General features: G+C 63.9%; 26 protein-coding genes. 15 read left to right on the forward strand and 11 right to left on the reverse strand.

Annotation, left to right across the window (positions count from 1 at the left end; genetic code table 11):
* Positions 1-89: 89 nt before the first annotated feature.
* Positions 90-1,214: a methyltransferase gene (locus tag ACNFIC_RS07650; protein WP_138219064.1), complete on the forward strand. Its 1,125-nt coding sequence runs from the start codon at positions 90-92 to the stop codon at positions 1,212-1,214.
* A gap of 104 nt (positions 1,215-1,318) precedes the next feature.
* Here the strand turns inward: ACNFIC_RS07650 and ACNFIC_RS07655 are convergent, their stop codons facing one another.
* Genes ACNFIC_RS07655 through ACNFIC_RS07665 form a run of 3 tightly spaced genes read right to left on the reverse strand, consistent with a single transcriptional unit; the run spans position 1,319 to position 3,916 of the window.
* Entirely contained in the window at positions 1,319-1,459 is a 141-nt protein-coding gene (locus ACNFIC_RS07655; protein ID WP_138219065.1) for a DUF2474 domain-containing protein, read from the reverse strand.
* Between the two features lie 11 nt (positions 1,460-1,470).
* Complete coding sequence (gene cydB / locus ACNFIC_RS07660; RefSeq protein WP_138219066.1) at positions 1,471-2,478, reverse strand: cytochrome d ubiquinol oxidase subunit II; 1,008 nt, start codon at positions 2,476-2,478, stop codon at positions 1,471-1,473.
* A 1-nt stretch (position 2,479) separates the two neighbouring features.
* Complete coding sequence (locus tag ACNFIC_RS07665) at positions 2,480-3,916, reverse strand: cytochrome ubiquinol oxidase subunit I (RefSeq protein ID WP_138219067.1); 1,437 nt, start codon at positions 3,914-3,916, stop codon at positions 2,480-2,482.
* A gap of 343 nt (positions 3,917-4,259) precedes the next feature.
* Here ACNFIC_RS07665 and ACNFIC_RS07670 point away from each other — a divergent pair, with 343 nt between their 5' ends.
* From ACNFIC_RS07670 to trmA, 3 genes are all read left to right on the forward strand, one after another.
* Positions 4,260-5,480 carry an MFS transporter gene (locus ACNFIC_RS07670; RefSeq protein WP_138219068.1) on the forward strand — a complete coding sequence of 407 codons (1,221 nt, stop codon included), beginning with the start codon at positions 4,260-4,262 and terminating at the stop codon, positions 5,478-5,480.
* A gap of 246 nt (positions 5,481-5,726) precedes the next feature.
* Positions 5,727-7,022 carry an NCS2 family permease gene (locus tag ACNFIC_RS07675; protein ID WP_138219069.1) on the forward strand — a complete coding sequence of 432 codons (1,296 nt, stop codon included), beginning with the start codon at positions 5,727-5,729 and terminating at the stop codon, positions 7,020-7,022.
* Complete coding sequence (trmA, locus tag ACNFIC_RS07680) at positions 7,019-8,104, forward strand: tRNA (uridine(54)-C5)-methyltransferase TrmA (RefSeq protein WP_416780590.1); 1,086 nt, start codon at positions 7,019-7,021, stop codon at positions 8,102-8,104. Before ACNFIC_RS07675 ends, trmA begins: the two co-directional genes overlap by 4 nt.
* A gap of 57 nt (positions 8,105-8,161) precedes the next feature.
* Here the strand turns inward: trmA and pcaG are convergent, their stop codons facing one another.
* Both pcaG and pcaH read right to left on the reverse strand, forming a co-directional pair.
* Positions 8,162-8,767 carry a protocatechuate 3,4-dioxygenase subunit alpha gene (gene pcaG, locus ACNFIC_RS07685; RefSeq protein ID WP_138219071.1) on the reverse strand — a complete coding sequence of 202 codons (606 nt, stop codon included), beginning with the start codon at positions 8,765-8,767 and terminating at the stop codon, positions 8,162-8,164.
* Positions 8,768-8,778: 11 nt separating this feature from the next.
* Positions 8,779-9,498, reverse strand: a complete 720-nt coding sequence (gene pcaH, locus ACNFIC_RS07690; protein ID WP_138219072.1) for a protocatechuate 3,4-dioxygenase subunit beta — start codon at positions 9,496-9,498, stop codon at positions 8,779-8,781.
* Positions 9,499-9,694: 196 nt separating this feature from the next.
* Here pcaH and ACNFIC_RS07695 point away from each other — a divergent pair, with 196 nt between their 5' ends.
* Together ACNFIC_RS07695 and ACNFIC_RS07700 are read left to right on the forward strand one after the other, a co-directional pair.
* Entirely contained in the window at positions 9,695-10,576 is an 882-nt protein-coding gene (locus tag ACNFIC_RS07695; RefSeq protein ID WP_138219073.1) for a neutral zinc metallopeptidase, read from the forward strand.
* 319 nt (positions 10,577-10,895) lie between these two features.
* A complete protein-coding gene (locus ACNFIC_RS07700) occupies positions 10,896-12,680 on the forward strand; it encodes a methyl-accepting chemotaxis protein (RefSeq protein ID WP_416780643.1) in 1,785 nt (594 codons plus the stop codon).
* A gap of 197 nt (positions 12,681-12,877) precedes the next feature.
* Here the strand turns inward: ACNFIC_RS07700 and ggt are convergent, their stop codons facing one another.
* The 3 genes from ggt to ACNFIC_RS07715 all read right to left on the reverse strand — a co-directional run bounded on the left by ggt (position 12,878) and on the right by ACNFIC_RS07715 (position 16,236).
* Positions 12,878-14,545: a gamma-glutamyltransferase gene (gene ggt, locus ACNFIC_RS07705; protein WP_138219075.1), complete on the reverse strand. Its 1,668-nt coding sequence runs from the start codon at positions 14,543-14,545 to the stop codon at positions 12,878-12,880.
* A gap of 109 nt (positions 14,546-14,654) precedes the next feature.
* Positions 14,655-15,560 carry a LysR family transcriptional regulator gene (locus tag ACNFIC_RS07710; RefSeq protein ID WP_138219076.1) on the reverse strand — a complete coding sequence of 302 codons (906 nt, stop codon included), beginning with the start codon at positions 15,558-15,560 and terminating at the stop codon, positions 14,655-14,657.
* 85 nt (positions 15,561-15,645) lie between these two features.
* Positions 15,646-16,236, reverse strand: a complete 591-nt coding sequence (locus ACNFIC_RS07715; RefSeq protein WP_416780594.1) for an NAD(P)H-dependent oxidoreductase — start codon at positions 16,234-16,236, stop codon at positions 15,646-15,648.
* A 159-nt stretch (positions 16,237-16,395) separates the two neighbouring features.
* Between ACNFIC_RS07715 and ACNFIC_RS07720 the strand changes: the two genes are divergently transcribed.
* Entirely contained in the window at positions 16,396-16,710 is a 315-nt protein-coding gene (locus ACNFIC_RS07720) for a putative quinol monooxygenase (RefSeq protein ID WP_138219078.1), read from the forward strand.
* Here ACNFIC_RS07720 and ACNFIC_RS07725 read toward each other — a convergent pair.
* Positions 16,700-17,464: a sulfite exporter TauE/SafE family protein gene (locus ACNFIC_RS07725; protein WP_416780597.1), complete on the reverse strand. Its 765-nt coding sequence runs from the start codon at positions 17,462-17,464 to the stop codon at positions 16,700-16,702. The two genes, ACNFIC_RS07720 and ACNFIC_RS07725, sit on opposite strands and share 11 nt — an antisense overlap.
* A 77-nt stretch (positions 17,465-17,541) precedes the next feature.
* Here ACNFIC_RS07725 and ACNFIC_RS07730 point away from each other — a divergent pair, with 77 nt between their 5' ends.
* On the forward strand, positions 17,542-18,426 hold the full coding sequence (locus tag ACNFIC_RS07730) for a LysR family transcriptional regulator (RefSeq protein ID WP_416780599.1): 885 nt from the start codon (positions 17,542-17,544) through the stop codon (positions 18,424-18,426).
* Between the two features lie 44 nt (positions 18,427-18,470).
* On the opposite strand, the gene ACNFIC_RS07735 is transcribed toward ACNFIC_RS07730, so the two are convergent.
* Positions 18,471-18,878 carry a type II toxin-antitoxin system HicB family antitoxin gene (locus ACNFIC_RS07735; protein WP_416780601.1) on the reverse strand — a complete coding sequence of 136 codons (408 nt, stop codon included), beginning with the start codon at positions 18,876-18,878 and terminating at the stop codon, positions 18,471-18,473.
* 197 nt (positions 18,879-19,075) lie between these two features.
* Between ACNFIC_RS07735 and ACNFIC_RS07740 the strand changes: the two genes are divergently transcribed.
* Genes ACNFIC_RS07740 through ACNFIC_RS07765 form a run of 6 tightly spaced genes read left to right on the forward strand, consistent with a single transcriptional unit; the run spans position 19,076 to position 24,751 of the window.
* A complete protein-coding gene (locus ACNFIC_RS07740; protein WP_416780604.1) occupies positions 19,076-19,681 on the forward strand; it encodes a CDP-alcohol phosphatidyltransferase family protein in 606 nt (201 codons plus the stop codon).
* Between the two features lie 30 nt (positions 19,682-19,711).
* The gene (locus tag ACNFIC_RS07745) at positions 19,712-21,466 is read left to right on the forward strand and encodes a bifunctional alpha/beta hydrolase/class I SAM-dependent methyltransferase (RefSeq protein WP_138219083.1); all 1,755 of its coding nucleotides are present in this window, start codon (positions 19,712-19,714) and stop codon (positions 21,464-21,466) included.
* Positions 21,466-22,767 (forward strand): phosphatase PAP2/dual specificity phosphatase family protein, encoded by a 1,302-nt coding sequence (locus tag ACNFIC_RS07750; protein WP_416780606.1) that lies wholly within the window; start codon positions 21,466-21,468, stop codon positions 22,765-22,767. The genes ACNFIC_RS07745 and ACNFIC_RS07750 overlap by 1 nt, the downstream gene beginning before the upstream one ends.
* Complete coding sequence (locus ACNFIC_RS07755) at positions 22,764-23,183, forward strand: hypothetical protein (RefSeq protein ID WP_416780608.1); 420 nt, start codon at positions 22,764-22,766, stop codon at positions 23,181-23,183. Before ACNFIC_RS07750 ends, ACNFIC_RS07755 begins: the two co-directional genes overlap by 4 nt.
* 10 nt (positions 23,184-23,193) lie before the next feature.
* Positions 23,194-23,817 (forward strand): lysophospholipid acyltransferase family protein, encoded by a 624-nt coding sequence (locus ACNFIC_RS07760; protein ID WP_138219086.1) that lies wholly within the window; start codon positions 23,194-23,196, stop codon positions 23,815-23,817.
* A 1-nt stretch (position 23,818) separates the two neighbouring features.
* Positions 23,819-24,751 carry a phosphatidate cytidylyltransferase gene (locus ACNFIC_RS07765; RefSeq protein WP_138219087.1) on the forward strand — a complete coding sequence of 311 codons (933 nt, stop codon included), beginning with the start codon at positions 23,819-23,821 and terminating at the stop codon, positions 24,749-24,751.
* A 206-nt stretch (positions 24,752-24,957) separates the two neighbouring features.
* On the opposite strand, the gene ACNFIC_RS07770 is transcribed toward ACNFIC_RS07765, so the two are convergent.
* Positions 24,958-25,233, reverse strand: coding sequence for a metal/formaldehyde-sensitive transcriptional repressor (locus tag ACNFIC_RS07770; protein WP_138219089.1), 276 nt, complete (start codon positions 25,231-25,233; stop codon positions 24,958-24,960).
* Positions 25,234-25,302: 69 nt separating this feature from the next.
* On the opposite strand from ACNFIC_RS07770, the gene dmeF reads away from it, so the two are divergent.
* The gene (dmeF, locus tag ACNFIC_RS07775; RefSeq protein ID WP_138219090.1) at positions 25,303-26,229 is read left to right on the forward strand and encodes a CDF family Co(II)/Ni(II) efflux transporter DmeF; all 927 of its coding nucleotides are present in this window, start codon (positions 25,303-25,305) and stop codon (positions 26,227-26,229) included.
* Positions 26,230-26,257 lie beyond the last annotated feature (28 nt).

A 26,257-nucleotide genomic window follows, 5' to 3' on the forward strand; every position in this document is an offset into this window, starting at 1 on the left:
CCCCCGCCAGTCGCAAACCCCTGTAGAATCGCCCGCCTCAAACCTGTCGCAGCACGCGGCGGACCAGATCTGCAGCAGAGCCCCATGCCATGCCCTCGTTCAACAGCCCCTTCGCCGACCTCGACCTGATCCGCCAGCCGGAACAAGCCAACGATCCGCTGCTGGCCTTCGATGCCGCCGACCAGTACCTGCTTGAGCATCTGGCCGCTCAAGCCCTGCAGCCCAGTTGCAGGGTGCTGGTACTCAACGACAGTTTCGGCGCCCTGGCCGCGAGCCTGGCAGGCCGCCTGCAGGTCACCAGCAGCGGCGATTCGCACCTGGCGCGATTGGCCCTCGAGAAAAACCTGGTGCGCAACGGCCTGGCCTTCGATGCCGTGCCGTTCGTGCCTGCCAACGAACCTTGGCAAGGCCCGTTCGACCGCGTGCTGGTGCGCGTGCCCAAGACCCTGGCGCTGCTCGAAGAGCAACTGATCCGCCTACAGGATCAGTTGGCACCCGACGCTCAGGTGATCGCCGCAGCCATGATCAAACACCTGCCTCGGGCGGCAGGCGATTTGCTGGAAAAGTACATCGGCCCGGTACAGGCCTCGCTTGCCCAAAAAAAGGCGCGCCTGCTCACGGCCAGCGTGGCCGAGCGCCCGCCTGCGCGCTCGCCCTACCCTAGCCGTTACCGCCTGGAAGCTCCGGCACTGGAACTGGTCAACCATGCCAACGTGTTCTGCCGCGAAGGCCTGGACATCGGCACGCGAGCCTTCCTACCCCATCTGCCCCGCGACCTGGGGCGCGCCCGGGTCGCGGATCTGGGGTGCGGCAACGGCGTGCTGGCCATCGCCAGCGCCTTGGCCAACCCCGATGCCCATTACACCTTGATCGATGAGTCGTACATGGCTGTGCAGTCGGCCCGCGAGAACTGGCAAGCCGCGCTCGGCGCACGCCAGGCGGACATCCTTGCCGGGGACGGACTGGCCGGGCTGAACAAGCAGTCACTGGACGTCGTGCTGTGCAACCCGCCGTTCCACCAGCAGCAGGTGGTGGGCGACTTCCTCGCCTGGCGCATGTTCCAGCAAGCGCGCGAAGCGCTGGTGGTGGGCGGTGCGCTGTATATCGTCGGCAACCGCCACCTGGGTTACCACAGCAAGCTGGCGCGACTGTTCAGAGGCGTGGAACAGGTGGCGGCAACGCCGAAATTCGTGGTGCTCAAAGCGCGTAAATGAATGCAGGAGCGCAGGCTTTGCTGACTGCTCAGCAAAGCCTGCGCGGTGTACGGCGCAGCGAGCCCGCCGCGCACCTCATTGCCTCAGCGAACTCACGCTAACCTTCAAGGGCTACTCAACCCCGCCGCCCGCATGAACAGGCGTAGCCCGTAGGCTACTACCCCAAGCGTCGCGACGCTCAGCGCCCAGATCAGCACCAGCCAGCCCAGTCGCTGCCACAACGGCTTCTTCTGCTCGACATCCATCACCGCACCTCCTAGTGATAGCCGTCTTCAGGGGTGACCTTGCCGCGAAACACGTAGTAGCTCCAGAAGGTGTACCCGAGGATGAACGGCAGGATGAACAGCGTGCCCACCAGCATGAAGCCCTGGCTCTGCGGCGGCGCCGCAGCGTCCCAGATGCTGATAACAGGTGGAATGATGTTCGGCCACAGGCTGATCCCAAGGCCGCTGTAGCCCAGGAAGATAAGCACCAGGGTCAGCAGGAACGGGGTGTAGTGCGCATCACGTTGCACCGCACGCAGCAAGCCATAGAACGTTACCAACACCAGCAACGGCACCGGCATGAACCACAGCAGGTTAGGCATGCTGAACCAGCGCTCGGCGATCTGCGGGTAAGCAATCGGGGTCCACAGGCTGACGACACCGATCACCGCCAGCAGCACCAGCGCCAGCGGCCGGGCCATATCGTGCATCTTGCGCTGCAAGGCGCCCTCGGTCTTCATGATCAGCCAGGTGCATCCGAGCAAGGTATAAGCCACCACCAGGCCAAGACCGCAGAACAGGCTGAAGGGGGTCAGCCAGTCCAGGGTACCCCCGGCGAACTTGCGGTCGATCACCTTGAAGCCTTCCATGAAGGCTCCCAACGCCACGCCTTGGAAGAACGTCGCCACCAATGAGCCGCCGATGAACGCCTTGTCCCAGATATGCCGCTTGTGGGCGCGGGCCTTGAAGCGAAACTCGAAGGCCACGCCACGGAAGATCAGCCCCATCAGCATCAGGATCAGCGGCAGGTACAACGCCTCGAGCACCACAGAGTAGGCGAGCGGGAAGGCACCGAACAGGCCTGCCCCGCCCAGCACCAGCCACGTCTCGTTGCCGTCCCAGACCGGGGCGACGGTGTTCATCATCACATCACGGTCGGTCTCTGCCTTCACGAACGGGAAGAGCATGCCGATCCCAAGGTCGAAGCCGTCCATGACCACGTACATCATCACGCCAAAGATGATGATCACAGCCCAGATCAGCGGCAAGTCGATGCCCATCTCAGTTCTCCTTGCTCAGGCTGACAGTATCGGCCTCTTGGCCATCGTCGGCGGCGGACAATGGCCGGGCCGGCGTGCGTTTCTGCCCAGGGCCACCGGGGTTGGGCTCATCGCCCTCGCCAGTTTTCGGGCCCTTGCGTACCAGACGCATCATGTAGCCAAGCCCGGTGCCGAACAGCGCGAAGTACACCACCACGAACATCACCAGGGTGAAGCCGAGTTGGGCGTAGCTGTGGTTGGAAACGCCATCGGCGGTGCGCATCAGCCCGTACACCACCCACGGCTGGCGGCCAACCTCGGTGGTGAACCAGCCGGCGAGAATCGCCACCAGGCCGGACGGTCCCATCCACAGCGTCAGGTACAGGAACGGGCGCGAGGTGTAGAGCGTACCGCGCTTACGCAGCCACAGGCTCCAAAGCCCCACGAAGATCATCAGCAAGCCCAGCCCGACCATGACCCGGAACGACCAGAAGACAATCGTCGAGTTGGGCCGATCCTGGGGCGCAAACTCCTTCATCGCCGGGACCTGTTTGTCCAGGCTGTGGGTTAGGATCAGGCTCCCCAAGGCCGGGATCTCGACCTTGAAACGTGTGGTTTCGGCGGCCATGTCGGGGATACCGAACAAGATCAGTGGGGTCGGCTCACCCGGTACGTTCTCCCAGTGGCCTTCAATGGCGGCAATCTTCACCGGCTGGTGCTTGAGCGTATTAAGGCCATGGAAATCGCCGATGACCGCCTGGATCGGCGCAACGATCAGCGCCATCCACATGGCCATCGAGAGCATCTTGCGCACCGCTGGATTGTCACGCCCGCGCAGCAGGTGCCAGGCCGCCGAGGCACCGACGAAGAATGCTGTGGCAACGAACGCGGCGGTGGCCATGTGCATCAGCCGGTAGGGGAACGAGGGGTTGAAGATCACGGCCAGCCAGTCCACCGGGATCACCCGGCCATCGACGATCTGGTAACCCTGCGGGGTCTGCATCCAGCTGTTCGACGAGAGGATCCAGAACGTCGACACCAACGTGCCGAGGGCCACCATCACCGTGGCGAAGAAATGCAGGCCGCGACCCACTCGGTTCCAACCAAACAGCATGACCCCAAGGAAACCCGCCTCGAGGAAGAACGCGGTGAGCACCTCGTAGGTGAGCAACGGGCCGGTGACAGCCCCGGCAAAATCGGAGAAACGGCTCCAGTTGGTGCCGAACTGATAGGACATGACCAAGCCTGAGACCACGCCCATGCCGAAGTTGACGGCAAAGATCTTCGACCAGAAGTGGTACAGGTCACGGTAGGTATTGTTGCCAGTCTTCAGCCAAAGGCCTTCGAGAACCGCCAGGTAGCTCGCCAGGCCAATGGTGATGGCTGGGAACAGGATGTGAAAGGACACGGTAAAGGCGAACTGGATTCGGGCGAGCTCGAGGGCTTCTAATCCGAACATGGTGCTTCCTCTTCAGGTAATCCGGCGTCCGGGCTTGTGGCCCGATGCCCACTGCCCCCACGGATGTCGATTACGGCACGTTGGAGTTGTTCTATTCGATCGCAGGGATTACGGCCAGATGGCCAATTCGTTGCATCTGGAAGTATTGATCCAGATCAACCAACGTTAGGAAGCATAGTCCTGAATCCAGCCCTGAGCTGCGTGGCTGAATGTCGCGTGACCGGTTGCCTCACCCGCTTTACGGGCACATGAAAAACATGCCTGAAGCAGCTAACAGCAACCATTTGTTACAAACAGGTGATACCCTTCAAGCCCCTCTGTTTCCGAGGCCGTAGGCTCGCCGATGTCTGACACCGCCCCGCAACTGCTGCGCCATCATCGTCCCTTCATGGCCTTCTGGCTGGCCCGTGTATTCACCGCTAGCGGCTTCCAGATGCTCACCGTGGCCATCGGCTGGCACCTTTACCAACTCACCGGCAACGTGCTCGACCTGGGCCTGGTGGGTCTGGTGGAGTTCGCTCCACGTGTACTGTTCATGCTGCACACCGGGCATGTCGCGGACCGCTACGACCGGCGCAAGGTCGCCGCGCTGTGCCAGACGCTACAGGCATTGATCGCCCTGGCGCTGGCCCTGGGCAGCCTGACCGACCAGGTCAGCCGCGAGTTGATCTTCGTACTGGCCTTCCTGCTCGGTGCCACCCGCTCGTTCGAGATGCCAGCCACCCAGGCGCTGCTGCCCAACGTCGTGCCGGCGACACTGTTCCCGCGCGCCGTAGCAGCGTCGGCGTCGGCCACCCAGTCGGCGACCATCGTCGCCCCTGCGGTGGGGGGGTTCTTGTATGCATTCGGCAGCATCTGGGTCTACGCGCCCACGGTGCTGCTGTATGCGTCTGCCTGCCTGCTGATGCTCAGCCTCGATTCGCGCCAGCAGCAAGCCCAGCGCGGCCGCGCCAGCCTCGACTCGTTGCTGGCCGGCATTCGCTTCATCCGCAGCCGCCCGGACATTCTTGGGGCCATCTCGCTGGACCTGTTCGCCGTGCTGCTGGGCGGCGCCACGGCGCTGTTGCCGGTGTTCGCCAAGGACATCCTGCTCACCGGCGCCTGGGGCCTGGGCCTGCTGCGCTCGGCGCCTGCCGTGGGGGCCTTGCTGATGTCGCTGTGGCTGGCGCGTTTCCCGGTGGAGCGCAAGGTGGGGCTGAAGATGTTCACGGCGGTAGGGGTGTTCGGCGTGGCGACCATCGCCTTCGGCCTGTCCACCTCGTTCTGGTTCTCCCTCGCGGTACTCGTGGTACTGGGCGCGGCAGACATGATCAGCATGGTGATCCGCGGCGCCTTCGTGCAGTTGGAGACGCCCGATGACATGCGTGGACGGGTCAGTGCGGTCAACGGGCTGTTCATCGGCGCGTCGAACCAACTGGGCGAATTCGAGTCGGGAGTGACCGCGCACTGGTTCGGTACGGTTCCGGCAGTGGTGCTGGGCGGCGTGGGTACACTGGTGGTGACCGGCGTCTGGATGAAGCTGTTCCCGACGCTGACCCACCGCGACCGCTTGCACAACGGTTGAGCGGTTGCCTGCATCGACCTCTTCGCGGTGGCCCTGCACGCCGGCAAGCCCGCTACCACAGGGAACACGCCGCCTCTTGCCCGGAGCAATACCTGCGAAGAGGCCGGTACAGGCTACAAAAAACCCTCTCCCAGCGGCCATAGGCCCCCGCACCCCATGCTGGTATGATGCGCGGCTTTTTTCCGACCCTGTGCTTTGCTGATGGGGTCGATACATTCACGGCGCGACGGCGCCCCGGGAGCAGGCATGCTGGAAAGGCTGTTTCAACTAAAAGCACACAACACCAACGTGCGTACCGAGATTCTGGCGGGCGTCACCACCTTCCTGGCCATGGCCTACATCCTGTTCGTCAACCCGAGCATTCTCGGCGAGACCGGCATGGACAAGGGCGCGATCTTCGTCGCCACGTGCCTTGCCGCGGCCATCGGCTCGGTGACCATGGGCCTGATCGCCAACTACCCGATCGCCCTGGCGCCGGGCATGGGCTTGAACGCCTTCTTCACCTATACCGTGGTCCTGCACATGGGCCACACCTGGCAGGTAGCACTGGGGGCAGTGTTCCTCTCGGCGGTGTTGTTCTTCCTGCTGTCGATCTTCCGTATCCGCGAGTGGATCGTGAACAGCATCCCACTGCCGCTGCGCTCTGCCATCGCCGCTGGTATCGGCCTGTTCCTGGCGCTAATCGCCCTGCACAACGCGGGCATCGTCGTCGATAACCCAGCGACGCTGGTGGGCTTGGGCGACCTCAAGCAGCCCGCACCGATCCTCGCCACCCTGGGCTTCTTCATCATCGTCGCGCTGGAGTCGCTGAAAGTACGCGGCGCGGTACTGATCGGCATCCTCGCCGTGACCATCGCCTCGATCGCCTTGGGCGTCACACCGTTCGGCGGCGTGGTGTCGATGCCGCCATCGCTGGCCCCGACCTTCCTGCAGCTGGACATCAAGGGCGCGTTGGATGTCGGCCTGATCAGCGTGATCTTCGCCTTCCTGTTCGTCGACCTGTTCGACAACTCCGGCACCCTGATCGGCGTTGCCAAACGCGCTGGCCTGATGGGCAAGGACGGTCACATGCCGAAGATGGGCCGCGCCCTGATCGCCGACAGCACTGCCGCCATGGCCGGCTCGCTGCTGGGCACCTCTACCACCACCAGCTACATCGAGTCGGCCGCAGGCGTGAGCGCCGGGGGCCGCACAGGCCTGACCGCCATCGTGGTGGCCGTGCTGTTCCTGCTGGCACTGTTCTTCGCTCCGCTGGCCGGCAGCGTGCCAGCCTTCGCCACCGCCCCGGCGCTGTTGTTCGTCGCCGTGCTGATGGCCTCGGGCCTGGCCGAAATCAACTGGGATGACGTCACCGAAGCCGCACCGGTGGTGGTGACCGCCTTGGCCATGCCGCTGACCTACTCGATCGCCAATGGCATCGCCTTCGGCTTCATCGCCTGGACCGCCATCAAGCTGCTGAGCGGCCGTCGCCACGAGCTGAACCCGGCGCTGGTGATCCTGTCCATTCTATTCGTCATCAAGCTGGGCTGGTTCAACGCATGAGTGCCGTATTCGACCCCTCCCAATACGATGCGCAACTGGCGGCCAAGGTCGCCCGCCTGCGCGAGCTGCTGGCGCCGTTTGGTGCCCCGGAGCCTGCGGTATTCGACTCACCGCGCGCGCACTACCGCCTGCGCGCGGAGTTTCGCCTGTGGCGCGAGGACGGCCAGCGCCACTACGCGATGTTCGCCCCAGGCGAGAAGCACAAGGCGATCCTGATTGACGACTTCCCGATTGCCAGCGAGCGTATCAACGCACTGATGCCGCGCCTCAAGGCCGCCTGGCAGGCCGACGAGGCATTGAGCAACCGCTTGTTCCAGGTGGAATTCCTGACCACCCTCGCGGGCGATGCCATGCTAACCCTGTGCTACCACCGCCCGCTGGACGAGATCTGGGAAGCCGCCGCGCAGCAGTTGGCGAGCGAACTCGGCGTGAGCGTGATTGGTCGTTCCAAAGGCAAGCGCGTGGTGATCGGCCGCGACTATGCCGTGGAGCAGCTCGACATCGCTGGACGCACTTTCAGTTACCGCCAGCCTGAAGGCGCCTTTACCCAGCCCAACGGCGCGGTCAACCAGAAGATGCTCGGCTGGGCTTTCGAAGCCATGGGCCAGCGAGAAGACGACCTGCTGGAGCTGTACTGCGGCAACGGCAACTTCACCCTGCCGCTAGCCACTCGCGCGCGCCAGGTACTGGCCACCGAGATCAGCAAGACCTCGGTCAACGCCGCCCTGCACAACCTCGACGAAAACGGCGTTGGCAACGTACGCCTGGTACGCCTGTCTGCCGAAGAGCTGACCCAGGCCCTGAACGAGGTCCGCCCGTTCCGTCGCCTGGAAGGCATCGACCTGAAAAGCTACGACTTCGGTACCGTGTTCGTCGATCCACCGCGCGCTGGCATGGACCCGGACACCTGCGAGCTGACCCGCCGCTTCGAGCGCATCCTGTACATCTCGTGCAATCCCGAGACCCTGGCGCAGAACATCGCCCAGTTGCAGGACACCCACCGCATCGAGCGCTGCGCGCTGTTCGACCAGTTCCCCTATACCCACCACATGGAAAGCGGCGTACTGCTGGTTCGGCGCTGAAACGACCGCGGGGCAAGTCGACCTTGCGACTTGCCCCGCGATTGCATGCGAGCGCGATCAGAAGTCGAAGAACACCGTCTCCCCTTCCCCCTGAATACGGATATCGAAGCGATAGGCCGTCTGCCCATCGACCTCGCAACGCTTGGCGATCAGGGTTTCGCGACGTTGCGGCTGCTCGATCAGGTTGAGCACCGGGCACTTGGCGTTGGCCTGCGCCTCGTCATCGAAGTACAGCCGGGTGTGCAGGTGAATGTTGATCCCCCGGGCAAACAAGCTGATGTTGATGTGCGGCGCCATCGGCACACCTGCGGCGTTGTTCACCACCCCCGGTTTCACGGTATGCAGCGTCCACTCGCCAGCATCGAAAGTGGTGGCGGTACGACCGAAGCTGTTGAACAGGTTTTCCGCAGCGTAGGCATCCTGATACTGGCCATTGCCGTCGGCCTGCCAGACTTCCAGGAACGAGTCACGGACCAGATGGCCGTTGCCGTCGTACACGTGGCCGATCAGCAGGATGTGCTCGCCCGGGGCGCCCGGCTTGGCCAGGCGGCTCCAGATTTCCTGGTCTCGGGTTGGATTGCCGGCAGCCTCCAGGGCCAAACCGATGTGGACGTAGGGACCGGCAGTCTGAGAAGGGGTTTCCGGCAGCAGTTCGATAGGCATGACGGGGCTCCTCAGCGATTCTCGAAGTGGGTTTGGCGCTGACCACGCAGCACGATATCGAAGCGATAGGCCAGGCAATCCATGGGGTTGGCGTGGCTCATGTCGAGCTTGGCGATCAGCCGCTCGACGGCGTCGGGGTTGGCAATCGACTTGACGATCGGGCACATCGGAATCAGAGGATCACCCTCGAAGTACAACTGGGTGATCAGCTTGGTGGCGATCGACGGACCGCTGATCGAGAAGTGGATATGCGCCGGGCGCCAGTCGTTGGGGCCGTTGCGCCATGGGTAGGGGCCCGGCTTGATGGTGCGGAAGCTGTAGTAGCCGTCACGGTCGGTCAGGCAGCGACCGACCCCGCCGAAGTTCGGATCGAGCGGTGCAAGGTAGCGGTCGTTCTTGTGGCGGTAGCGGCCACCAGCATTGGCCTGCCACATCTCCACCAACGTATTGGGGACGGGCTTTCCATATTGATCCACGACGCGCCCGGCAACGATGATGCGCTCGCCGATGGGCAAGCCGCCGTTGTTGAAGTTCAGCAGCAGGTCATGATCGTGCTCGCCGAAGCGCAGGTGCGAAAAGTCCGGACCGGTGGTTTCGCTGATCGACTGCGGGATGCTCACCAGCGCCTGGCGCGGGGAACGGGCGATGGATGTCTTGTAGTCAGGCGTGAAGGCCTTGGGGTGCCAATTGCGATCACGGATCACGAAGCGGCTGTTGTCCTGAGCGGGCATGCCGGTTTCCTCTCTTGGAATTATCGAATCGCCTGGTCGTGGCAGGCGGACTTGCAGTTTCCGATAGGTCACCCGGGATGAATATTGAAATTGACGGTCATAGGCTTAACCGTTTGGTTAAGCCAAAACCGGTGGTACTACCACCACGCTGATCTAATCTTTTGTCTTGATGTTTCAAAAAATCGGAGAGCATCTCATGGAATGGCGAAAAGGCCGACGCAGCGACAACGTGGTCGACGCCCGTGGCGAAGGGGGCGGCGGCATGCGTTTCGGCGGTGGCAAGGGCCTGGGGCTGGGCGCCATTGTGCTGATCGTCGGCATCGGCTGGCTCACCGGGCAGGACCCGCTGCAGATTCTTGGCCAACTGGTCGGGCAGATGGAGCAGCAGCAAAGCGTGCCAAGCGGTGCCGGCAGCAAGGCACCGCCGGCCAACGACGAGCAAGCCGAGTTCGTCGCCTCGATCCTCGGCGACACCGAGGACACCTGGAATGCCTTGTTCGCGCAAGCCGGCAAGCAGTACCAGGAGCCCAAGCTGGTGCTGTTTAGCGGTCAGGTGAACTCGGCGTGCGGCTTGGCCTCTTCAGCGGTCGGACCGTTCTACTGCCCAGCCGACCAGCGGGTGTACCTGGACATGACTTTCTTCAGCGAAATGGAAACCCGCTTCGCCGCCGCTGGCGACTTCGCCCAGGCGTATGTGATCGCCCACGAAATCGGCCATCACGTGCAAACCTTGCTCGGCGTGTCGGCCAAGGTCGACGCGGCGCGGCGCAGCGGCCAGCGCATGGAGGGCGACAATGGCCTGCTGGTGCGCCAGGAGTTGCAGGCCGACTGCCTGGCCGGGGTGTGGGCCTACCACGCGCAGAAGCGCCTGAACTGGCTGGAGCCGGGCGACGTAGAAGAAGCACTGAACGCGGCCAACGCCATCGGTGATGATCGCCTACAACAGCAGAGCCAGGGGCGGGTGGTTCCCGATTCGTTCACCCACGGCACCTCGCAGCAGCGAGTGCACTGGTTCAAGGCCGGATTCGGCAGCGGCAATGTGAAGCAATGCGATACGTTCTCAAGCCGCAGCCTGTAGCCCTGTAGGGCGCTTTGCGCGCCCTAGACAGGCTCGTATCGCGCGCTTACAAATCTGCTGAAAAAGCGTTTCAGCTTTCATGCGCCAGTGCCGATAACAGCTGCACGAATCAGCAGGGCCAGGCACAAGAACAACGCCCGCGATTTGAGATCAAGTCAACGAAATCAAATTCGGGAGAGCGTGCATGAACAGCTGGTTCGCCAATATCAGCGTCAACCTCAAACTCGGCCTGGGCTTCGGCCTGGTGCTGGTACTCACAGGCCTGTTGGCCCTGACCGGCTGGAACAGCCTGGGCAGCCTTATCAACCGCAGCAACTGGATGGGCGACATCGGCCAGCTCAACAAGTACCTGACCGAACTGCGCGTGGCCCGCCTGCAATACATGATCGCCGACGGCGACGACGCAGCGGCGGCCAATACGCAGACCAAGCTGGACGCGTTCAGCAAGCAACAGGACTACCTGGTCAACACCTTCAAGAGCCCCGAGAACGTCAAGCTGCTGCGTGACCTGGGGCAGACTGTCAGCGATTACAAGGTATCGCTGAACAAGATGCGTGCCGGCTACAAGACCTCCAATGCCGCCCGCGACGCCATGAACGCATCGGCGGCACGCTCTGATGCGGCCATGGACGCCCTGAGCCAGGACGTGATGGCCCGCAGCGAAACCGACAGCGTGCGCTTGGCCCAGTACCAATTGATCAGCAAAGCGCGCCAGCAACTGCTGCAAGTGCGCATCGACGTACGCGGCTACATCGCCGAAACCTCTGCGGCCAACGAACAGGCGGCGCTGCGCCAGCTGGATGCGGCGCTCGGTGAGGTGCAGACGCTCAAGCGCGAGCTGCCCGACGACGCTGCCCGCGTACAGCAGTTCGAGCAGTCGGTGCAGGCCTACCGCGACGCCGTGCGTCAGTTCCGCGATGCCGTGGTCGCCATCGCCACTGCCCGCGCCGAAATGACCGTGCAAGGCGCCAATATCGTCAAGACCAGTGACGCGCTTTACGCCATCCAGATCGAGCGCCGTGACATCGAAAGCGCACAGGCGCGCAACATGCAGATCATCGCCACTTTGCTGGCGCTGTTGGTCGGTGTACTCGCCGCCGTGCTGATCACCCGTCAGATCACCCGCCCCTTGCGCGAAACCCTGGACGCCGTGGAGCGCATCGCCGGTGGCGACCTGACCCACACCTTGCGCGTTACCCGTCGCGACGAACTGGGCGTACTGCAACAAGGCATCAGCCGCATGGGCACGACCCTGCGCGAACTGATCACCGGTATCCGTGACGGCGTCACCCAGATTGCCAGTGCCGCCGAGGAGCTGTCGGCGGTGACCGAGCAAACCAGTGCCGGCGCCAACAGCCAGAAGGTCGAGACCGACCAGGTGGCCACGGCCATGCACGAAATGGCCGCCACCGTGCAGGAAGTGGCGCGTAACGCCGAACAGGCCGCGACGGCCGCGACCCACGCCGATGGCGAGGCGCGCAGCGGTGACAAGGTAGTCGGCGAGGCGATCAGCCAGATCGAGCGCCTGGCCAACGAGGTCAACCGCTCCACCGACGCGATGAACCTGCTGCAGCAGGAAAGCCAGAAGATCGGCAGCGTGATGGACGTGATCAAGTCGGTGGCCGAGCAGACCAACCTGCTGGCCCTGAACGCTGCGATCGAGGCCGCGCGTGCCGGTGAGGCCGGGCGCGGTTTTGCGGTGGTCGCCGACGAAGTGCGTGGCCTGGCCCAGCGCACCCAGCAGTCCACCGAAGAGATCGAAGGCCTGATCGCCAGCCTGCAACAAGGCACCCAGCAGGTCGCCGACGTGATGAGCGGTAGTCGTAGCCTGACCGACAGCAGCGTGGAGCTGGCGCGCAAGGCTGGAAGCTCGCTCGAGAACATCACCCGCACGGTGTCCAACATCCAGTCGATGAACCAGCAGATTGCCGCCGCGGCCGAACAGCAGAGCGCCGTGGCCGAGGAAATCAGCCGCAGCATCCTGAACGTGCGTGATGTGTCCGAGCAAACCGCCGCCGCCAGCGACGAAACCGCCGCCTCCAGCGTCGAGCTGGCGCGCCTGGGCGGGCATTTGCAGAACCTGGTCAGCCAGTTCCGCGTCTGACCCCAAGCGTCAGGGCCCGCTCCTGTAGGAGCGGCCTCGTGCCGCGAAAGGAGGTCGCAGCCCTCCCGGCAATCGTGCATGAGGTTCAGATCCTGGGGCCGCTGCGCGCCCCGTTCGCGGCGCAAGGCCGCTGAGTCAACGCCGGGCGGCCTTGTGCCGCGATTGGGAGGGCAAAGCCCTCCCAAGCAGGCAACGACTTACTTGACGACCATCCCAACCCCCCTGCCCCGCGGGTCAGACGCTGTCTCAAGCGTCTGTCCGGTCACACGGATTGCCTGGATATCGCCCATCTCCCAGCCCTGATCCTCCAGCACATAGCCCATCTTCTTCAGTTCATCCGCCACGGGCCCTTTGAGCGGCGCATAGCTGTCGAAGTAAATGGTGTCCTTGGGCAGCAGCTGGTGGTGCACCCGCTGCGCAGCCACGGCTTTTTGCAGCGGCATGCCGAAATCGTACAGGTTGTTCATCACCTGGAAGATCGAAGTGAAGATCCGCGAGCCGCCCGGAGTGCCCAGCACCAGTACCACGTGTCCGTCACGGGTGACCAAGCTCGGGCTCATGGACGAAAGCATGCGCTTGCCAGGCTCGATGGCGTTGGCATCCCCGCCCACCACCCCGAATACGTTGGCCGTGCCAGGCTTGGAGCTGAAGTCGTCCATTTCGTCGTTGAGCAGGAAGCCCGCGCCCTTGACCACGACACCGCTGCCGTAGTCGAGGTTGAGGGTGTAGGTGTTGCTCACCGCATTGCCCTGCTTGTCGACGATGGAGAAGTGCGTGGTCTGGTGCGGTTCGAGGCCCGGCTTGACCTTGTCGGTCTCGGAGATCGCTTTCGGGTTCACCTGGGCGGCACGCTTGGCCAGGTAGTCCTTGGCCACCAGTTGGTCAACCGGAACCTTGGTGAATCCTGGGTCGCCCAGGTAGTCGGCGCGGTCGGCGAACACGCGCTTCTCGATCTCGGCCAGCAGGTGAATATACTGCGCCGAATTGTGCGCCAGGCCCTTGAAGTCGGCCGCACGGTCTTCCTTGATGCCGAGCAACTGGGCCAAGGCCACGCCGCCTGAGCTTGGCGGCGGCGCGGTGTAGACCACGTTGCCGCGCCAATCGATGGCAATCGGGTCACGCCACACGGCTTTGTAGCCCTTGAGGTCGTCCTTGGTGATCAGGCCTTTGTCAGCCTGCATCTGCGCCACCAGCAGGTCGGCGGTCTTGCCCTGGTAGAACTCACTCACACCTTTGTCGGCAATGCGCTCCAGGGTTTGCGCAAGCTCCGGCTGCTTGAACAGTTCACCGACTTTCATGTGGCCAAAGTAGTCGTTGAAGTTGGTGGCGGTCTTGAACAGGCCCTGGGCATCGTCACGGTATTGGTACTGCTTCTGGGCGATCTTGAAGCCATTCTTCGCGTAGCCGATGGCAGGGGTCAGCAGCTCGCTCCACTTGAGCTTGCCGAACTTCTGGTGGGCTTCCCACAACCCCATCACTGTACCCGGCACACCGGCGGCGCGGGCACCGACCAGGCTGAGGTTCTCGATCACCTCGCCTTTGTCGTCCAGGTACATGTTGCGCGTCGCGGCCTTGGGCGCCACTTCGCGGTAATCGAGGAAATACGGCTTGCCATCGACGTACAACGTCATGAAACCGCCACCGCCGATGTTGCCGGCCTCAGGATAGGTGACTGCCAGGGTGAAGGCGGTGGCCACCGCTGCGTCCACCGCATTGCCGCCTTTTTTGAGAATATCGGCGGCCACCTGTGCGCCATATTGATCAGGCGCGGCCACCGCGCCGCCTTCGAGGGTGACGGCAAAGGCGGAAGAACAGCTCAGGATCGCGGCCCCGAGGGCCAATGGCTGGAACATGACAAGACGCATGGGCACATCCTTGGTGTTGTTTTTGTCGATCACTCATTAAGGCCGAAGGGGCCCGAACAAGCAAACGCCCCCAAGGATCCACGCCGCCACCGGACACAACCTGTCGCGTTCAGGCAACTGTGCAGGCGTACATGGCAAGTTTCTGCTGGATGAAATCGAGGAAGCACTGGATACGCAGGGCCAGTTGGGTGTTGCGGTAATAGACCGCGTGGATCGGCTGGCGATAGCCGTTGTTGTGCGCAGCCAACAGCACCTGCAAGCGCCCGGCGCGGATGTCTTCGTGGGTCATGAAGTGCGACAGGCTGACGATGCCCTCCCCCGCCAAGGCCAGCTGACGCAGCGTCTCGCCGCTGGAGGCAAGCAGTTGTGGGCGGATCCGCCAGCGGTCGCCCTCGGCATGGCGCAGTGGCCACAGGTTGAGCGATTCGGGGGCGCTGAAGCCGAGCAGGCAATGGGCGTGCAGGTCTTCGACAGTCTGTGGCGTGCCATGCCGGGCGAGGTACTCAGGGCTTGCGAGTACCTGCACCGGGCTGCACCCCAGCGAACGTGCGTGCAGGCTGGAGTCGGCCAGTTCGCCAATACGGATGGCCACGTCGGTGCTCTGTTCCAGCAGGTCGATGATCAGGTCGTCGGTGTTCAGTTCCAGTTCGATGCCGGGGTACTGCTGGCGGAACTCGCCGATCCACGGCAGGATCGCGTGCAGCATGAACGGCCCCGCCGCATTGATGCGCAAACGACCGGACGGGGTCTGGCGGTGCATCGACAGGCGCTCTTCGAGTTCGTCCATCTGTTCCAGGATCAACCGCGCGCGTTCGAGGAAGAACCGCCCTTCTTCGGTCAGGTCCATACGCCGGGTGGTGCGGTTGACCAGCGTGGTGCCGAGCTTGCCCTCCAGACGCGCCAGGGTGCGACTGATCGCCGACGGGGTCTGGCCGATCAACTCGGCAGCGGCCGAAATCGAACCGCAGTCGATGACGGCGACGAATACCTGGAGCTCTTCGGAACGGGTTTTCACAGGCAATGGCCTTGGCAGCGGGTTGAACTGATTGATAACCGCTCGGCCAGCGCGATGCAAGGCATCGGCAGCCGCGCCGGGGCACTCACTGCGCCTTGCCGAAAACCGTATCCAGGTGCTGCTCATACGCCGCCAGTGCCGCCGGCACATCCGGGCGCTTCATCACGTCCACCGCAAGGAACGTCGGCAGACCGCGCATGCCAAGGAACTGGTTGGCCTTGTGGAACGGGAAGTACACCGCGTCCACGCCCTTGCCCTCGAAGAAATCACTCGGGTCGTCGAAGGCCTGCTGCGGAGCATTCCAGGTCAGCGACAGCATGTACTGCTTGCCCTGTACCAGTCCACCGCTGCCGTACTTCTGCGAAGCATCCGAACGGGTACGGCCATCGTTGGCGTACAGGCTGCCATGGCCTGCGGTGAAGACCTCGTCGAGGTACTTCTTCACGGTCCACGGCGCGCCCATCCACCAGCCGGGCATCTGGTAGACGATCACATCGGCCCAAAGGAACTTCTCGACCTCGGCCTGAACGTCGTACCCACCATCGATGAAGGTTTCCTGCACATCGAAACCGGCGCGGTCCAGGTGCGCCAGGGCGGCTTCGTGCAAGGTCTGGTTGAGGCGGCCCTCGGAGTGGGCGAAGCGTTTTCCGCCGTTGAGCAACAGGATCTTTTTCATGGAGAGGACAACTCTGGAATGGATTTGCCGGCAGGTTAGGCACTCGCGAGCGAAGGAAACAGCGGCAATGGGGCAAAATACATTTGCTTGGATTTCACGAATCAGCTCAGCATTGTTGCCTTAGACTGTGGCCTGACTTTGCCCACTCAGGAAAACCCCATGAGCCAGCAACACGCCTTCATCCTCAAAGCCAAAACCCGCCCGGAAATGGCCGAAGCCTTCGAGCAATTGTTCCGCCCCTTCGTCGAGCCGAGCCGCCAGGAGCCGGGCTGCATCGAATACCACATGCTGCGTGATCGCCAAGACCCGAGCCTGTTCGTGTTCTTCGAAGTCTGGGCCGACCAGGCTGCGCTGGAGGTGCACTCGGCCTTGCCGCACATGCAGGCGTTCTTCGAACGGCGCATGGACTATCTGGAACGCGATTTCGACATCCAGATGATCGACATGCTCAGCCCCTCCTCGGCTAACCGTTGATCAGCAGATGAGCGCCGAGCAGCGCAAGGCCGATGAAGAAGCAGCGCTTGAACAGCACTGCGCTGATCCGCCCGCGTAGCCATTGCCCGGCGAACAGGCCCAGCAGCGCCGGTGCCAGCATCAGCAAGGAGGCGCCGAGCGCTGGGCCGCCCAGGGCATCCTGGCCTGCCAGGCCAACGGCCAGCGCCAGGGTCGAGACGGTGAACGACAGGCCCAAGGCCTGGACCATCTGGTCGCGGTCGAGCCCCAGCCCTTGCAGATAGGGCACCGCCGGCATCACAAAGACGCCGGTGGCTGCCGTGACAACGCCAGTCAGCAGCCCGCACAAGGGCCCAAGCCACTTCTCCCACGCGGGTGCCACCCGCAACCCCGGCCCCGCCAGACCGTACAGCGCATACACCAGCAACGCGCCGCCCAGCGCATGGGCCGCCCACGGCCCGCTATCGATCCCCAGCCAGACACTGCCCAGCAAGGTGCCGACGAAGATCATCAGCAGCATGCCGCCTAGCCTTCGAAGCAACGCCAGCAAGTGACCGCCACTCGCCAATTGCCAAAGGTTGGTAAGCGTCGATGGCACGATCAGCAAAGCCGCAGCCTGCGCTGGAGGCATAGCCAGGCCCAACAGCCCCATGGCGATGGTGGGCAAACCCAGGCCGATCACCCCCTTGACCGCACCGGCCACCAGGAATGTGAAGATCACCAGCACTGTCAGTGCTGGGCCAATGTGCTGATAGAACGCGATAACGGTATTCATGGCGGCATGTTGAGGCAGCGCCAGCGCCCTGAAAATCTGCCATATACTCAGCCAGACTCTTGCCAGGACAGAGGCTGATGCATTTCGATCTGATCGACCTCACGCTGTTCCAACACACGTTGGAATGCGGCAACATCACCGCAGGAGCTGCCCGCAGCCACCTGTCGCTGCCCGCAGCCAGCGCGCGCATTCGCGCCATGGAGGCCTCGCTGGGCATCGCGCTGCTCGAACGCAACCGCCGTGGCGTGCACCCCACCCCGGCCGGCCAGGCCTTGCTGCAACATGCACGACTGATCGGCCAGCAGGTGGAACGTCTGCAATACGATCTCGCGCAATACGCCCAGGGCCAGCAAGGCCAGGTACGCTTGCTGTGCAATACAGCGGCCCTCACCGAATACCTGCCGGAGTTGCTGGCCGGTTACTTGGCCGACCATCCTGGAGTAAGCGTCGATGTTCAGGAACAACCCAGCCTGCGCATCGTCCAGGCCATCACCCAGGGCATGGCGGACTTGGGCATCGTCTCTAGCGCCGCGCCCAGCGCTCACCTACAGACCCGCCCCTTTCGCGACGACCCGTTGGTGCTGGTGATGCCACTGGTGCATCCACTGGCCGCAATCCACCAGCCGGACTTCGGCGCCAGCCTCGCCCACGGCCACGTTTGCCTCGGACCGCACAGCGCCTTGGCGCTGCACCTTGAAGAACAGGCACTGCGCCTGGGGCGACGAATGCAGGTGCGGGTGAGGGCCGAAGGGTTTGACGGGATAATCCGCATGGTCGCCGGCGGCGCGGGAGTCGGGGTACTACCACTGGCCTCGGTGCGACGTTGGGAGGGGGTATTGCCGCTGCGCTGGGTAGCACTGCGCGACGACTGGGCCAACCGTAAGCTGCTGGTCTGTGCGCGGGACTTTTCGCTGTTGCCAGGTTACGCGGCAGCATTGGTGGCGCATCTGGATGCGGGCTGAAGGCCAACCTAGGCGCTAGAGCCAGCCTGCAACGCCGCGCTCGCTCAGTGTGCCAGCGCCAATTCACGCAGCGCGGCTGACGCGAGGAACCCGGAGCGCGAAACGTAACGGTGGTCGCGCTTGACCTTCTCGTCGATACGCTGCAACAGGTTCTCCGGCAACGTGGCATTGAAGCGCACCGCCTTACCCAGGTATGGCGTGACGTCGAAATCCACCACCGCCCAAACACCCCCGGCGTAGTCGGGATTGGCCACATGCACGTCGACCTCCTCGGCCTGCGGCAATGGCTCGTCGTCAGCCACCAGCCCTTCAAAATGCAAGGCCAGCGCTTCGTGAACGTTCTCCAGCGCCTGCGACACGGTAGCACCAGCCGAGAAGCAACCCGGTACATCGGGCACGGTCACGCCGTAGTCCGAATCTGCGTCCTTGTGCAGCACAACAGGGAATTTCATGGTCTGTCTCCATTGATCGTCGGGGCATGATCAAAAAGAAAGCCAAATACACACTACACGCACCCGCAGCGACAAGCCGGACATTGTGCGTTTTGGCGCAAGCATCGTCCGTTTCACATGTAGGAACTCTCAGGCTTGCCGCCAACCCAACGGATTCCCCACAATCCACTTCGCCGCACCCTGAAATGGAGTTCCACGTGCCATCGATCTACCAGCTCAAACCGCGTTTCCAGGCGCTGTTGCGCCCCGGCGTCAAGCGCCTGCATGAACGCGGCGTCACCGCCAACCAGGTCACCGTCGTCGCCGCGGTGATCTCCATCGCCATTGGCCTGTTGCTGGCCTGGCTGCCGCATGTGGCCTGGATGTTCATCCTGATCCCGGTGTGGATGCTGCTACGCATGGCGCTGAACGCCGTCGATGGCATGCTCGCCCGCGAGTTCGGCCAGCAATCGAAGCTGGGCGCCTACCTCAACGAGCTGTGCGACGTGATCGCCGACGCCGCCCTGTACCTGCCCTTCGCCCTGCTGCCGGGGGTTTGGCCAGCGCTGGTGGTGCTGGTGGTGCTGCTCGCGCTGATAACCGAATACGCCGGAGTCATGGGCCCGTTGGCCGGGGCCTCGCGACGCTATGACGGGCCAATGGGCAAGAGCGACCGGGCGTTCGCGTTCGGCGTGCTCGGCACCGTGGTCGCCTGTGGCCTGCTGAGCGCCACCTGGCTCAACAGCCTGTTGCTGGTCATCCTGCTGCTCTCGCTCTATACCCTGTACAACCGGGTTCGCCAGGGTCTGGCCGAAACCCGCTGAGCCTCCCGCCGTCGGACAAGGATATTCGCCATGCGCCAAGCGCAATCGCTGCATTTCTCCACCCATGACGGGGTCGAGCTGCACTACCGTCACTGGCCTGCCACGCGCAACGAACACCAGCCGCGCCGGGCGCTGGTGATGTTCCATCGCGGTCACGAACACGGCGGGCGCATGGCGCACCTGGCCGACGAACTGGACATGCCCGGCTATGACTTCTTCGCCTGGGACGCCCGCGGGCACGGCCAATCGCCTGGTGCTCGCGGCGACAGCCCAAGCTTTGCCACCAGCGTGCGCGACGTGCAGACCTTCATTGAGCACCTGCAAGACCGACACGGCATCGCCGAAGCCGACATGGTGGTGCTGGCGCAAAGCGTTGGGGCAGTGCTGATCGCCACCTGGGCCCACGACTACGCACCGAAAGTGCGCTGCCTGGTGCTCGCCTCGCCTGCGTTCAAGGTCAAGCTTTACGTGCCCTTCGCCCGTCCGGGGCTGAAGCTGCTCAAGGCCCTGCGCGGCAACTTCTTCGTCAACAGCTACGTCAAGCCACGCTTGCTGACCCACGACCCGGAGCGGGTCATGTCATACCTGGCCGATCCGCTGATCAGCCGGCCGATCTCAGTGACCATGCTGCTCGGCCTGTACGAAGCCGCCGACCGCGTGGTGGCCGACGCCCAGGCGATCCAGGTGCCGACGCAACTGCTGGTCTCGGGCTCGGACTTCGTGGTCGAACGCGGCCCGCAGGAGCGTTTCTTCGAGCGCCTGGGCAGCGCACGTAAAGAGCTGCACACCCTGCCAGGGTTCTTCCACGACACCCTGGGCGAGCGTGACCGCGCCCATGCCTTACGGCGTATCGAGCGTTTCGTCGAGCACTGCTTCGCCTCGCCACTCCCGGCACCCTCGCTGCTGGATGCCGACAAGAGCGGCGCCAGCTGCGCCGAAGCCGAGAGCCTGGCCGCCGCGCTACCACGCAACTCGCTGCGTGACCTCTACTGGCGCGCGAACCGCGCCAGCCTGCAACTGGGTAAAGGGCTTTCGGAAGGGGTGAAGCTAGGCTTCGACACCGGTTTCGATTCAGGCTCGACCCTCGACTACGTCTACCGCAATACAGCCACCGGCAAAGGCCGCGTGGGCGAATTGATCGACCGCCACTACCTCGACGCCATCGGCTGGCGCGGCATCCGCCAGCGCAAACTGAACGTCGAGGAACTGCTGCGCGTGGCCATCGCACGCCTGCACGAGCAGCAGCGCCCAGTGCGCATCGTCGACATCGCCGCAGGCCATGGGCGCTACATCCTCGAAGCGCTGCAAGGCCTGGAGCAACTGCCCGATTCGATCCTGCTGCGCGACTACAGCGAGCTGAACGTACAGCAAGGCAACGCGCTGATCGAAGAAAAAGGCCTGGCCGACGTGGCCCGCTTCGTCCAGGGCGATGCCTTCGACCGCCACAGCCTGGCCAGCCTCGACCCACGCCCCACCCTCGCCGTGGTATCCGGCCTCTACGAACTGTTCCCGAGCAACGAACAGGTCGGCAATTCCCTGGCTGGCCTGGCCGATGCCGTAGAGGACGGCGGCTACCTGGTCTACACCGGCCAGCCCTGGCACCCGCAATTGGAGATGATCGCCCGCGCCCTCACCAGCCATCGCGGCGGCCAGGCCTGGGTGATGCGTCGACGCAGCCAGGCGGAGATGGACCAGTTGGTCGAGGCGGCAGGCTTTCGCAAGATCGCCCAGCGCATCGACGAATGGGGCATCTTCAGCGTCAGCCTGGCCCAGCGGGTACGCTGATGGTCCGTGAAGCCGGGTTGATACGCCGGGGCGTGCTCTGGCTGTTGCTGCTCGGGCCGTTGTTCTTTCTCAGCTACGGCTTGAGTAACAGCTATACGGCAAGCCGCGACGATGTCGGTAGCCTGGTGTTCGCCTGGGAACGGCAGATGCCACTGTGGCCATGGACAATCATCCCGTACTGGTCCATCGACCTGCTGTACGGGCTGTCGTTCCTGCTACCGCTGACACATCGGGAAATGGACCGGCATGCGCTGGCGCTGCTCAGCGCACAGGTCATCAGCGTGAGTTGCTTTGTGCTGTGGCCGTTGCGCTTCACCTTCGAGCGACCGGAGTTGACCGGGCTGTTCGGTTGGCTGTTCGATGTGCTGATGGGCTTCGACAAGCCCTTCAACCAAGCGCCATCGCTGCATATCGCGCTGCTGGTGATCATCTGGACGATGTTCGCACGGCACACCCGCCAACCCGTGTTGCGCTGGCTGGTGCATGGCTGGATGGGGTTGATCGGCGTATCGGTGCTGACCACCTGGCAGCATCACTTCATCGATGTGCCGACCGGCGCCCTGGCAGGGCTGGCCTGTGTGTGGCTGTGGCCGCATGAGGGGCCACTGCCTTGGCAACAGGCCCGGCTCGCGCACGATCCGAAGCGTTGGCGGTTGGCCGCGTGCTATACGCTGGGGGCACTGCTACTCGCCCTGCTGGGCTTGGCGTTCGGGCATGCCGCACTGTGGTTGCTGTGGCCGGCGCTTTCGCTGCTGCTGGTGGCGTTGAACTACGCACTGCTTGGGGCAGGCGGATTCCAGAAAGGCGCCGATGGGCGCCTGTCAGTTGCGGCGCTTGGGCTGCTAGGGCCATATTTGCTGGGTGCCTGGATCAACTCGCGGCTATGGACGTGGCGCCGGCCGCAACCCGATGAGGTGTGCGATGGCGTGTTTCTGGGCCGAATTCCTGGACGCGCTGAGGCTTCGGCGTTCGCGGGAATGGTCGATATGAGCGCGGAACTGCCCGCGCCACCCCTTACGCACTACCTGTGCCTACCATCGCTGGACCTGATCGCCCCCGATCAGCCAACCCTGCAACAGGCCGCCGAGGCGATTGAACACCTGCGTCAACACGGCACGGTCCTGGTCTGCTGCGCCCTGGGCTATTCGCGCAGCGCCTGCGCAGTGGCCGCCTGGCTGCTGGTCAGCGGTCGCTGCGCCGATGCCATCGCGGCCCAGACGCTGATCCGCAAGGCTCGGCCCGGCATCGTGCTGCATCCGGCACACCGACAGGCACTGCAACGACTGGAGCGCCGCCCATGACCTTGCACGTGATCGCCAGCCTGCTAGCCCGTGGCCGCCAGTTGGAGCGCCTGTCGGACGGCATCACCCTGCTGGCCCTGGCGTGCAGCCTGGCGCCGTTGTTCGGCGCAGCACTGCCCGCGCTGCCCAGGACACTGTGCCTACTGCTGTTGGCACTCGGCCTGGCCCACAAGTACTGGGCCGTGCGTGTCGCACTGGACGCCGAGCTGTTCGCCCACCTGGCCACGAGCGCCAACCTGCCTGCCGACACCCAGGCTCTGGACCTTGCCCTGCACCAGTTGCACCTCAAGCCCAGCCCCAGCGACGCCCGCGACTGGCCGGCGCGAAGCCAGGGCGCGCTGGCCCTGCTGCGGCGCCAGGCCTCATGCCTGGCCATGCAGGTCCTGCTGATACTTACCCTCCCCTTCACCGGATAAGACCGATGCCATGCTCGCCCGTCTGACTGCCATCATCATCACCTCTGCCGCCCGCCTGATCACTGGGGCCCGCGCCCTGTGGCTTGGCTGCACGCCGCAACCCGTACAGCGCCTGTACTTTGCCAACCACAGCAGCCATGGCGACTTCGTGCTGCTGTGGGCAGCCTTGCCCGAAGCGCTGCGCCGACACACCCGCCCGGTGGCCGGCGCCGACTACTGGTGCAAACCTGGCATCCGCGACTTCATCATCCGCCGGGTCTTCAACGCCGTGCTCATCGACCGCCAACGCCCGGCTGCCGAGGACAATCCGCTGCAACCGGTGCTCGATGCATTCGCCCAGGGCGATTCGCTGATCTTCTTCCCCGAAGGCACACGCAACCTGGGCGACGAGCCGCTGCTGGCGTTCAAAAGCGGTCTGTTTCACCTGGCCACGGCCAACCCGCAGGTCGAGCTGGTGCCGGTGTGGATCGCCAACCTCAACCGGGTGATGCCCAAGGGTCGCGCCCTGCCCCTGCCGTTGCTGTGCACGTTGAGCTTCGGCGAGCCGATGCATCTGCATGCGGACGAAAACAAGCAAGCGTTTCTCGAACGGGCCCGCCAGGCCCTGCTCAACCTGGCCCCGAAGGAAGCCTGAGATGGATCACAACACCTTGTCCCTGTTCGCCGGCATCGGCGCCCTGCTGTTGCTGGCCAGCGTGATCGGCCGACTGCTCAAGTGGCGCGCCGGCCCTGCACCGCATGCAGTGATCGACAACCTCAATGCACGCATCAACGCCTGGTGGGTGATGGTGCTGGTGATCGGGCTGGCGTTCGTGTTCGGCAAGTACGGAGTGATCGTGCTGTTCTACGGCGTGTCGTTCTATGCCCTGCGCGAGTTCATGACCCTCACCCCAACCCGGCGCAGCGACTACCCGGCGCTGGTGGCCGCGTTCTACGTGGCACTTCCGGTGCAGTACTTGCTGATCGGCATGGACTGGTACGGGATGTTCAGCATCTTCATCCCGGTTTACCTGTTCCTGCTGCTGCCGATCCTCGCCAGCTTCGGCGGCGATACCACGCGCTTTCTGGAGCGCGCCTCCAAGGTGCAATGGGGGTTGATGATCGCGGTGTATTGCGTATCGTCGGTGCCCGCGCTGATGACCCTGGACATACCGGGCTACGAGGGCCGCAACCTATTGCTGATCGCCTGGCTGATCCTGGTGGTGCAACTGAGCGACGTGTTGCAGTACGTGTGCGGCAAGTTGTTCGGCAAGCGCAAGGTGGCCCCCAACCTGTCGCCCTCCAAGACCGTCGAAGGCCTGGCCGGCGGCGTAGCGCTGGCCACCTTGATCGGCGCGATGCTGTGCTGGATCACCCCGTTCAGCTTCTGGCAGGCGGCGCTGATGGCATTGACGGTCAACGCCATGGGTTTCTTCGGCGGGCTGGTGATGTCAGCGATCAAGCGCGACCGTGGGGTCAAGGACTGGGGGCATATGATCGAAGGCCACGGCGGTATGCTCGACCGCATGGATTCGGTGTGTTTCGCAGCGCCGGTGTTTTTCCACTTCGTGCGGTACTGGTGGGCGTAAGTACTGGAGGGGGGTATAGGTATACCCTGTAGGGGCAACTGTCTTATTCAGTATCTAAAAACTAGCGCGCCCCCTGTGTGAGCGGGCTTGCCCGCGAAGCAGGCGACTCGGTGCAGGGCACCGGCTTCGCCGGTGTTCGCGGCTGAAACCGCTCCCACAGGCCCCGGCTAAATCAGCAAGTGATGTGCAGTTCGATGAGAGGAGTGTTACTTAAGGTAGGAGCGCAACAGCGACGCCACCTTGTCCGCCTCTTCCTGACGCGCCTGCGCGCTCAGCCCGTCCGCTACCAAATGCTCGCGGATGTGCCCTTCCATCACCTCGGTCATCAAACCGTTCACCGCGCCGCGCACGGCGGCGATCTGCTGCAGGATCGCCAGGCAGTCCTTGTCCTGCTCCAGTGCAGTTTCCAAGGCCGCAGCCTGGCCCTTGATCTTGCGCACGCGGGTCAGCAGTTGCTTCTTGCTCTTGAGGGTATGTGCCATTGTGCTTCCACCACCATAGGTATACTGGGGTATAGTATATTTCACGCTATTCCAGGAGCATGATAAACCATGAGCACGCCAACCTCCGACCACTGGCAGCACAGCCACCAGTTCCACACCAGCAATCTCGGCGCAGAGCGCAAGACACGCCTGGCCGTATGGCTCACTGCGCTGATGATGGTGGCAGAGATCGCCGGGGGCTGGCTGTTCAACTCCATGGCCCTGCTCGCCGACGGCTGGCACATGAGTTCCCATGCCCTGGCCCTGGGCTTGTCACTGCTGGCCTACGCCGCCGCCCGGCGCTATGCACGAGACCCGCGCTTTGCCTTCGGCACCTGGAAGATCGAGATCCTGGGGGGCTACTCCAGCGCCCTGTTGCTGCTCGGCGTGGCCGGGCTGATGGCGTTCCAGTCGGTCGAACGCTTGCTCTCCCCTGGCCCGATCCACTATGACGAGGCGATTTTCGTCGCCGTGATCGGCCTGGCGGTGAACCTGCTCTGCGCCTGGCTGCTGCGCGACGATCACGTGCATCACCACGACCACGGCCATCACCATGACCACCACCACCATCACGACCTCAACCTGCGCTCGGCCTACCTGCACGTGATCGCCGACGCAGCCACCTCCGTGTTGGCGATTGTCGCCCTGGTGGCCGGCAAGCTGTGGGGCGCCAGTTGGCTGGACCCGGTGATGGGCCTGGTGGGCGCGGTACTGGTGGCGCTGTGGGCCAAAGGCCTGCTGCGCGATACCGGTCGGGTGCTGCTCGACGCCGAGATGGATGCCCCAGTAGTCGAGGAGATCCGCGAGGTGGTCGCGCAACTGCCGGTGCCGGCCAGCATCACCGACCTGCATGTGTGGCGCGTCGGCAAGGACCAGTACGCCTGCATCCTGAGCCTGGCCACCGACGACGCACTCGATGCCGACCGTGTGCGCCAGGCCCTGGCCGTGCACGAGGAACTGGCCCACGTGACGGTTGAAATCAACATCCGGGCATAGCGCAGGCAGACAGCTGGGCGTCGAGCCC

The sequence above is a fragment of the Pseudomonas sp. NY15463 genome (assembly GCF_048068415.1).
Lineage (GTDB): Bacteria > Pseudomonadota > Gammaproteobacteria > Pseudomonadales > Pseudomonadaceae > Aquipseudomonas > Aquipseudomonas mosselii_C.

Bases quoted from the DNA above. Each gene is read 5' to 3' on its own strand.
- ACNFIC_RS07755 (WP_416780608.1), top strand. From the start codon at position 22,764: ATGACCTTGCACGTGATCGCCAGCCTGCTAGCCCGTGGCCGCCAGTTG.
- ACNFIC_RS07745 (WP_138219083.1), top strand. From the start codon at position 19,712: ATGCGCCAAGCGCAATCGCTGCATTTCTCCACCCATGACGGGGTCGAG.
- ACNFIC_RS07765 (WP_138219087.1), top strand. From the start codon at position 23,819: ATGGATCACAACACCTTGTCCCTGTTCGCCGGCATCGGCGCCCTGCTG.
- ACNFIC_RS07650 (WP_138219064.1), top strand. From the start codon at position 90: ATGCCCTCGTTCAACAGCCCCTTCGCCGACCTCGACCTGATCCGCCAG.
- ACNFIC_RS07750 (WP_416780606.1), top strand. From the start codon at position 21,466: ATGGTCCGTGAAGCCGGGTTGATACGCCGGGGCGTGCTCTGGCTGTTG.
- ACNFIC_RS07655 (WP_138219065.1), bottom strand. From the start codon at position 1,459: ATGGATGTCGAGCAGAAGAAGCCGTTGTGGCAGCGACTGGGCTGGCTG.
- ACNFIC_RS07730 (WP_416780599.1), top strand. From the start codon at position 17,542: ATGCATTTCGATCTGATCGACCTCACGCTGTTCCAACACACGTTGGAA.
- cydB (WP_138219066.1), bottom strand. From the start codon at position 2,478: ATGGGCATCGACTTGCCGCTGATCTGGGCTGTGATCATCATCTTTGGC.
- pcaH (WP_138219072.1), bottom strand. From the start codon at position 9,498: ATGCCCGCTCAGGACAACAGCCGCTTCGTGATCCGTGATCGCAATTGG.
- ACNFIC_RS07670 (WP_138219068.1), top strand. From the start codon at position 4,260: ATGTCTGACACCGCCCCGCAACTGCTGCGCCATCATCGTCCCTTCATG.
- ACNFIC_RS07735 (WP_416780601.1), bottom strand. From the start codon at position 18,878: ATGAAATTCCCTGTTGTGCTGCACAAGGACGCAGATTCGGACTACGGC.
- ACNFIC_RS07725 (WP_416780597.1), bottom strand. From the start codon at position 17,464: ATGAATACCGTTATCGCGTTCTATCAGCACATTGGCCCAGCACTGACA.
- ACNFIC_RS07695 (WP_138219073.1), top strand. From the start codon at position 9,695: ATGGAATGGCGAAAAGGCCGACGCAGCGACAACGTGGTCGACGCCCGT.
- dmeF (WP_138219090.1), top strand. From the start codon at position 25,303: ATGAGCACGCCAACCTCCGACCACTGGCAGCACAGCCACCAGTTCCAC.
- ACNFIC_RS07665 (WP_138219067.1), bottom strand. From the start codon at position 3,916: ATGTTCGGATTAGAAGCCCTCGAGCTCGCCCGAATCCAGTTCGCCTTT.
- ACNFIC_RS07720 (WP_138219078.1), top strand. From the start codon at position 16,396: ATGAGCCAGCAACACGCCTTCATCCTCAAAGCCAAAACCCGCCCGGAA.
- ACNFIC_RS07700 (WP_416780643.1), top strand. From the start codon at position 10,896: ATGGGCGACATCGGCCAGCTCAACAAGTACCTGACCGAACTGCGCGTG.
- trmA (WP_416780590.1), top strand. From the start codon at position 7,019: ATGAGTGCCGTATTCGACCCCTCCCAATACGATGCGCAACTGGCGGCC.
- ACNFIC_RS07760 (WP_138219086.1), top strand. From the start codon at position 23,194: ATGCTCGCCCGTCTGACTGCCATCATCATCACCTCTGCCGCCCGCCTG.
- ggt (WP_138219075.1), bottom strand. From the start codon at position 14,545: ATGCGTCTTGTCATGTTCCAGCCATTGGCCCTCGGGGCCGCGATCCTG.
- ACNFIC_RS07675 (WP_138219069.1), top strand. From the start codon at position 5,727: ATGCTGGAAAGGCTGTTTCAACTAAAAGCACACAACACCAACGTGCGT.
- ACNFIC_RS07770 (WP_138219089.1), bottom strand. From the start codon at position 25,233: ATGGCACATACCCTCAAGAGCAAGAAGCAACTGCTGACCCGCGTGCGC.
- pcaG (WP_138219071.1), bottom strand. From the start codon at position 8,767: ATGCCTATCGAACTGCTGCCGGAAACCCCTTCTCAGACTGCCGGTCCC.
- ACNFIC_RS07715 (WP_416780594.1), bottom strand. From the start codon at position 16,236: ATGAAAAAGATCCTGTTGCTCAACGGCGGAAAACGCTTCGCCCACTCC.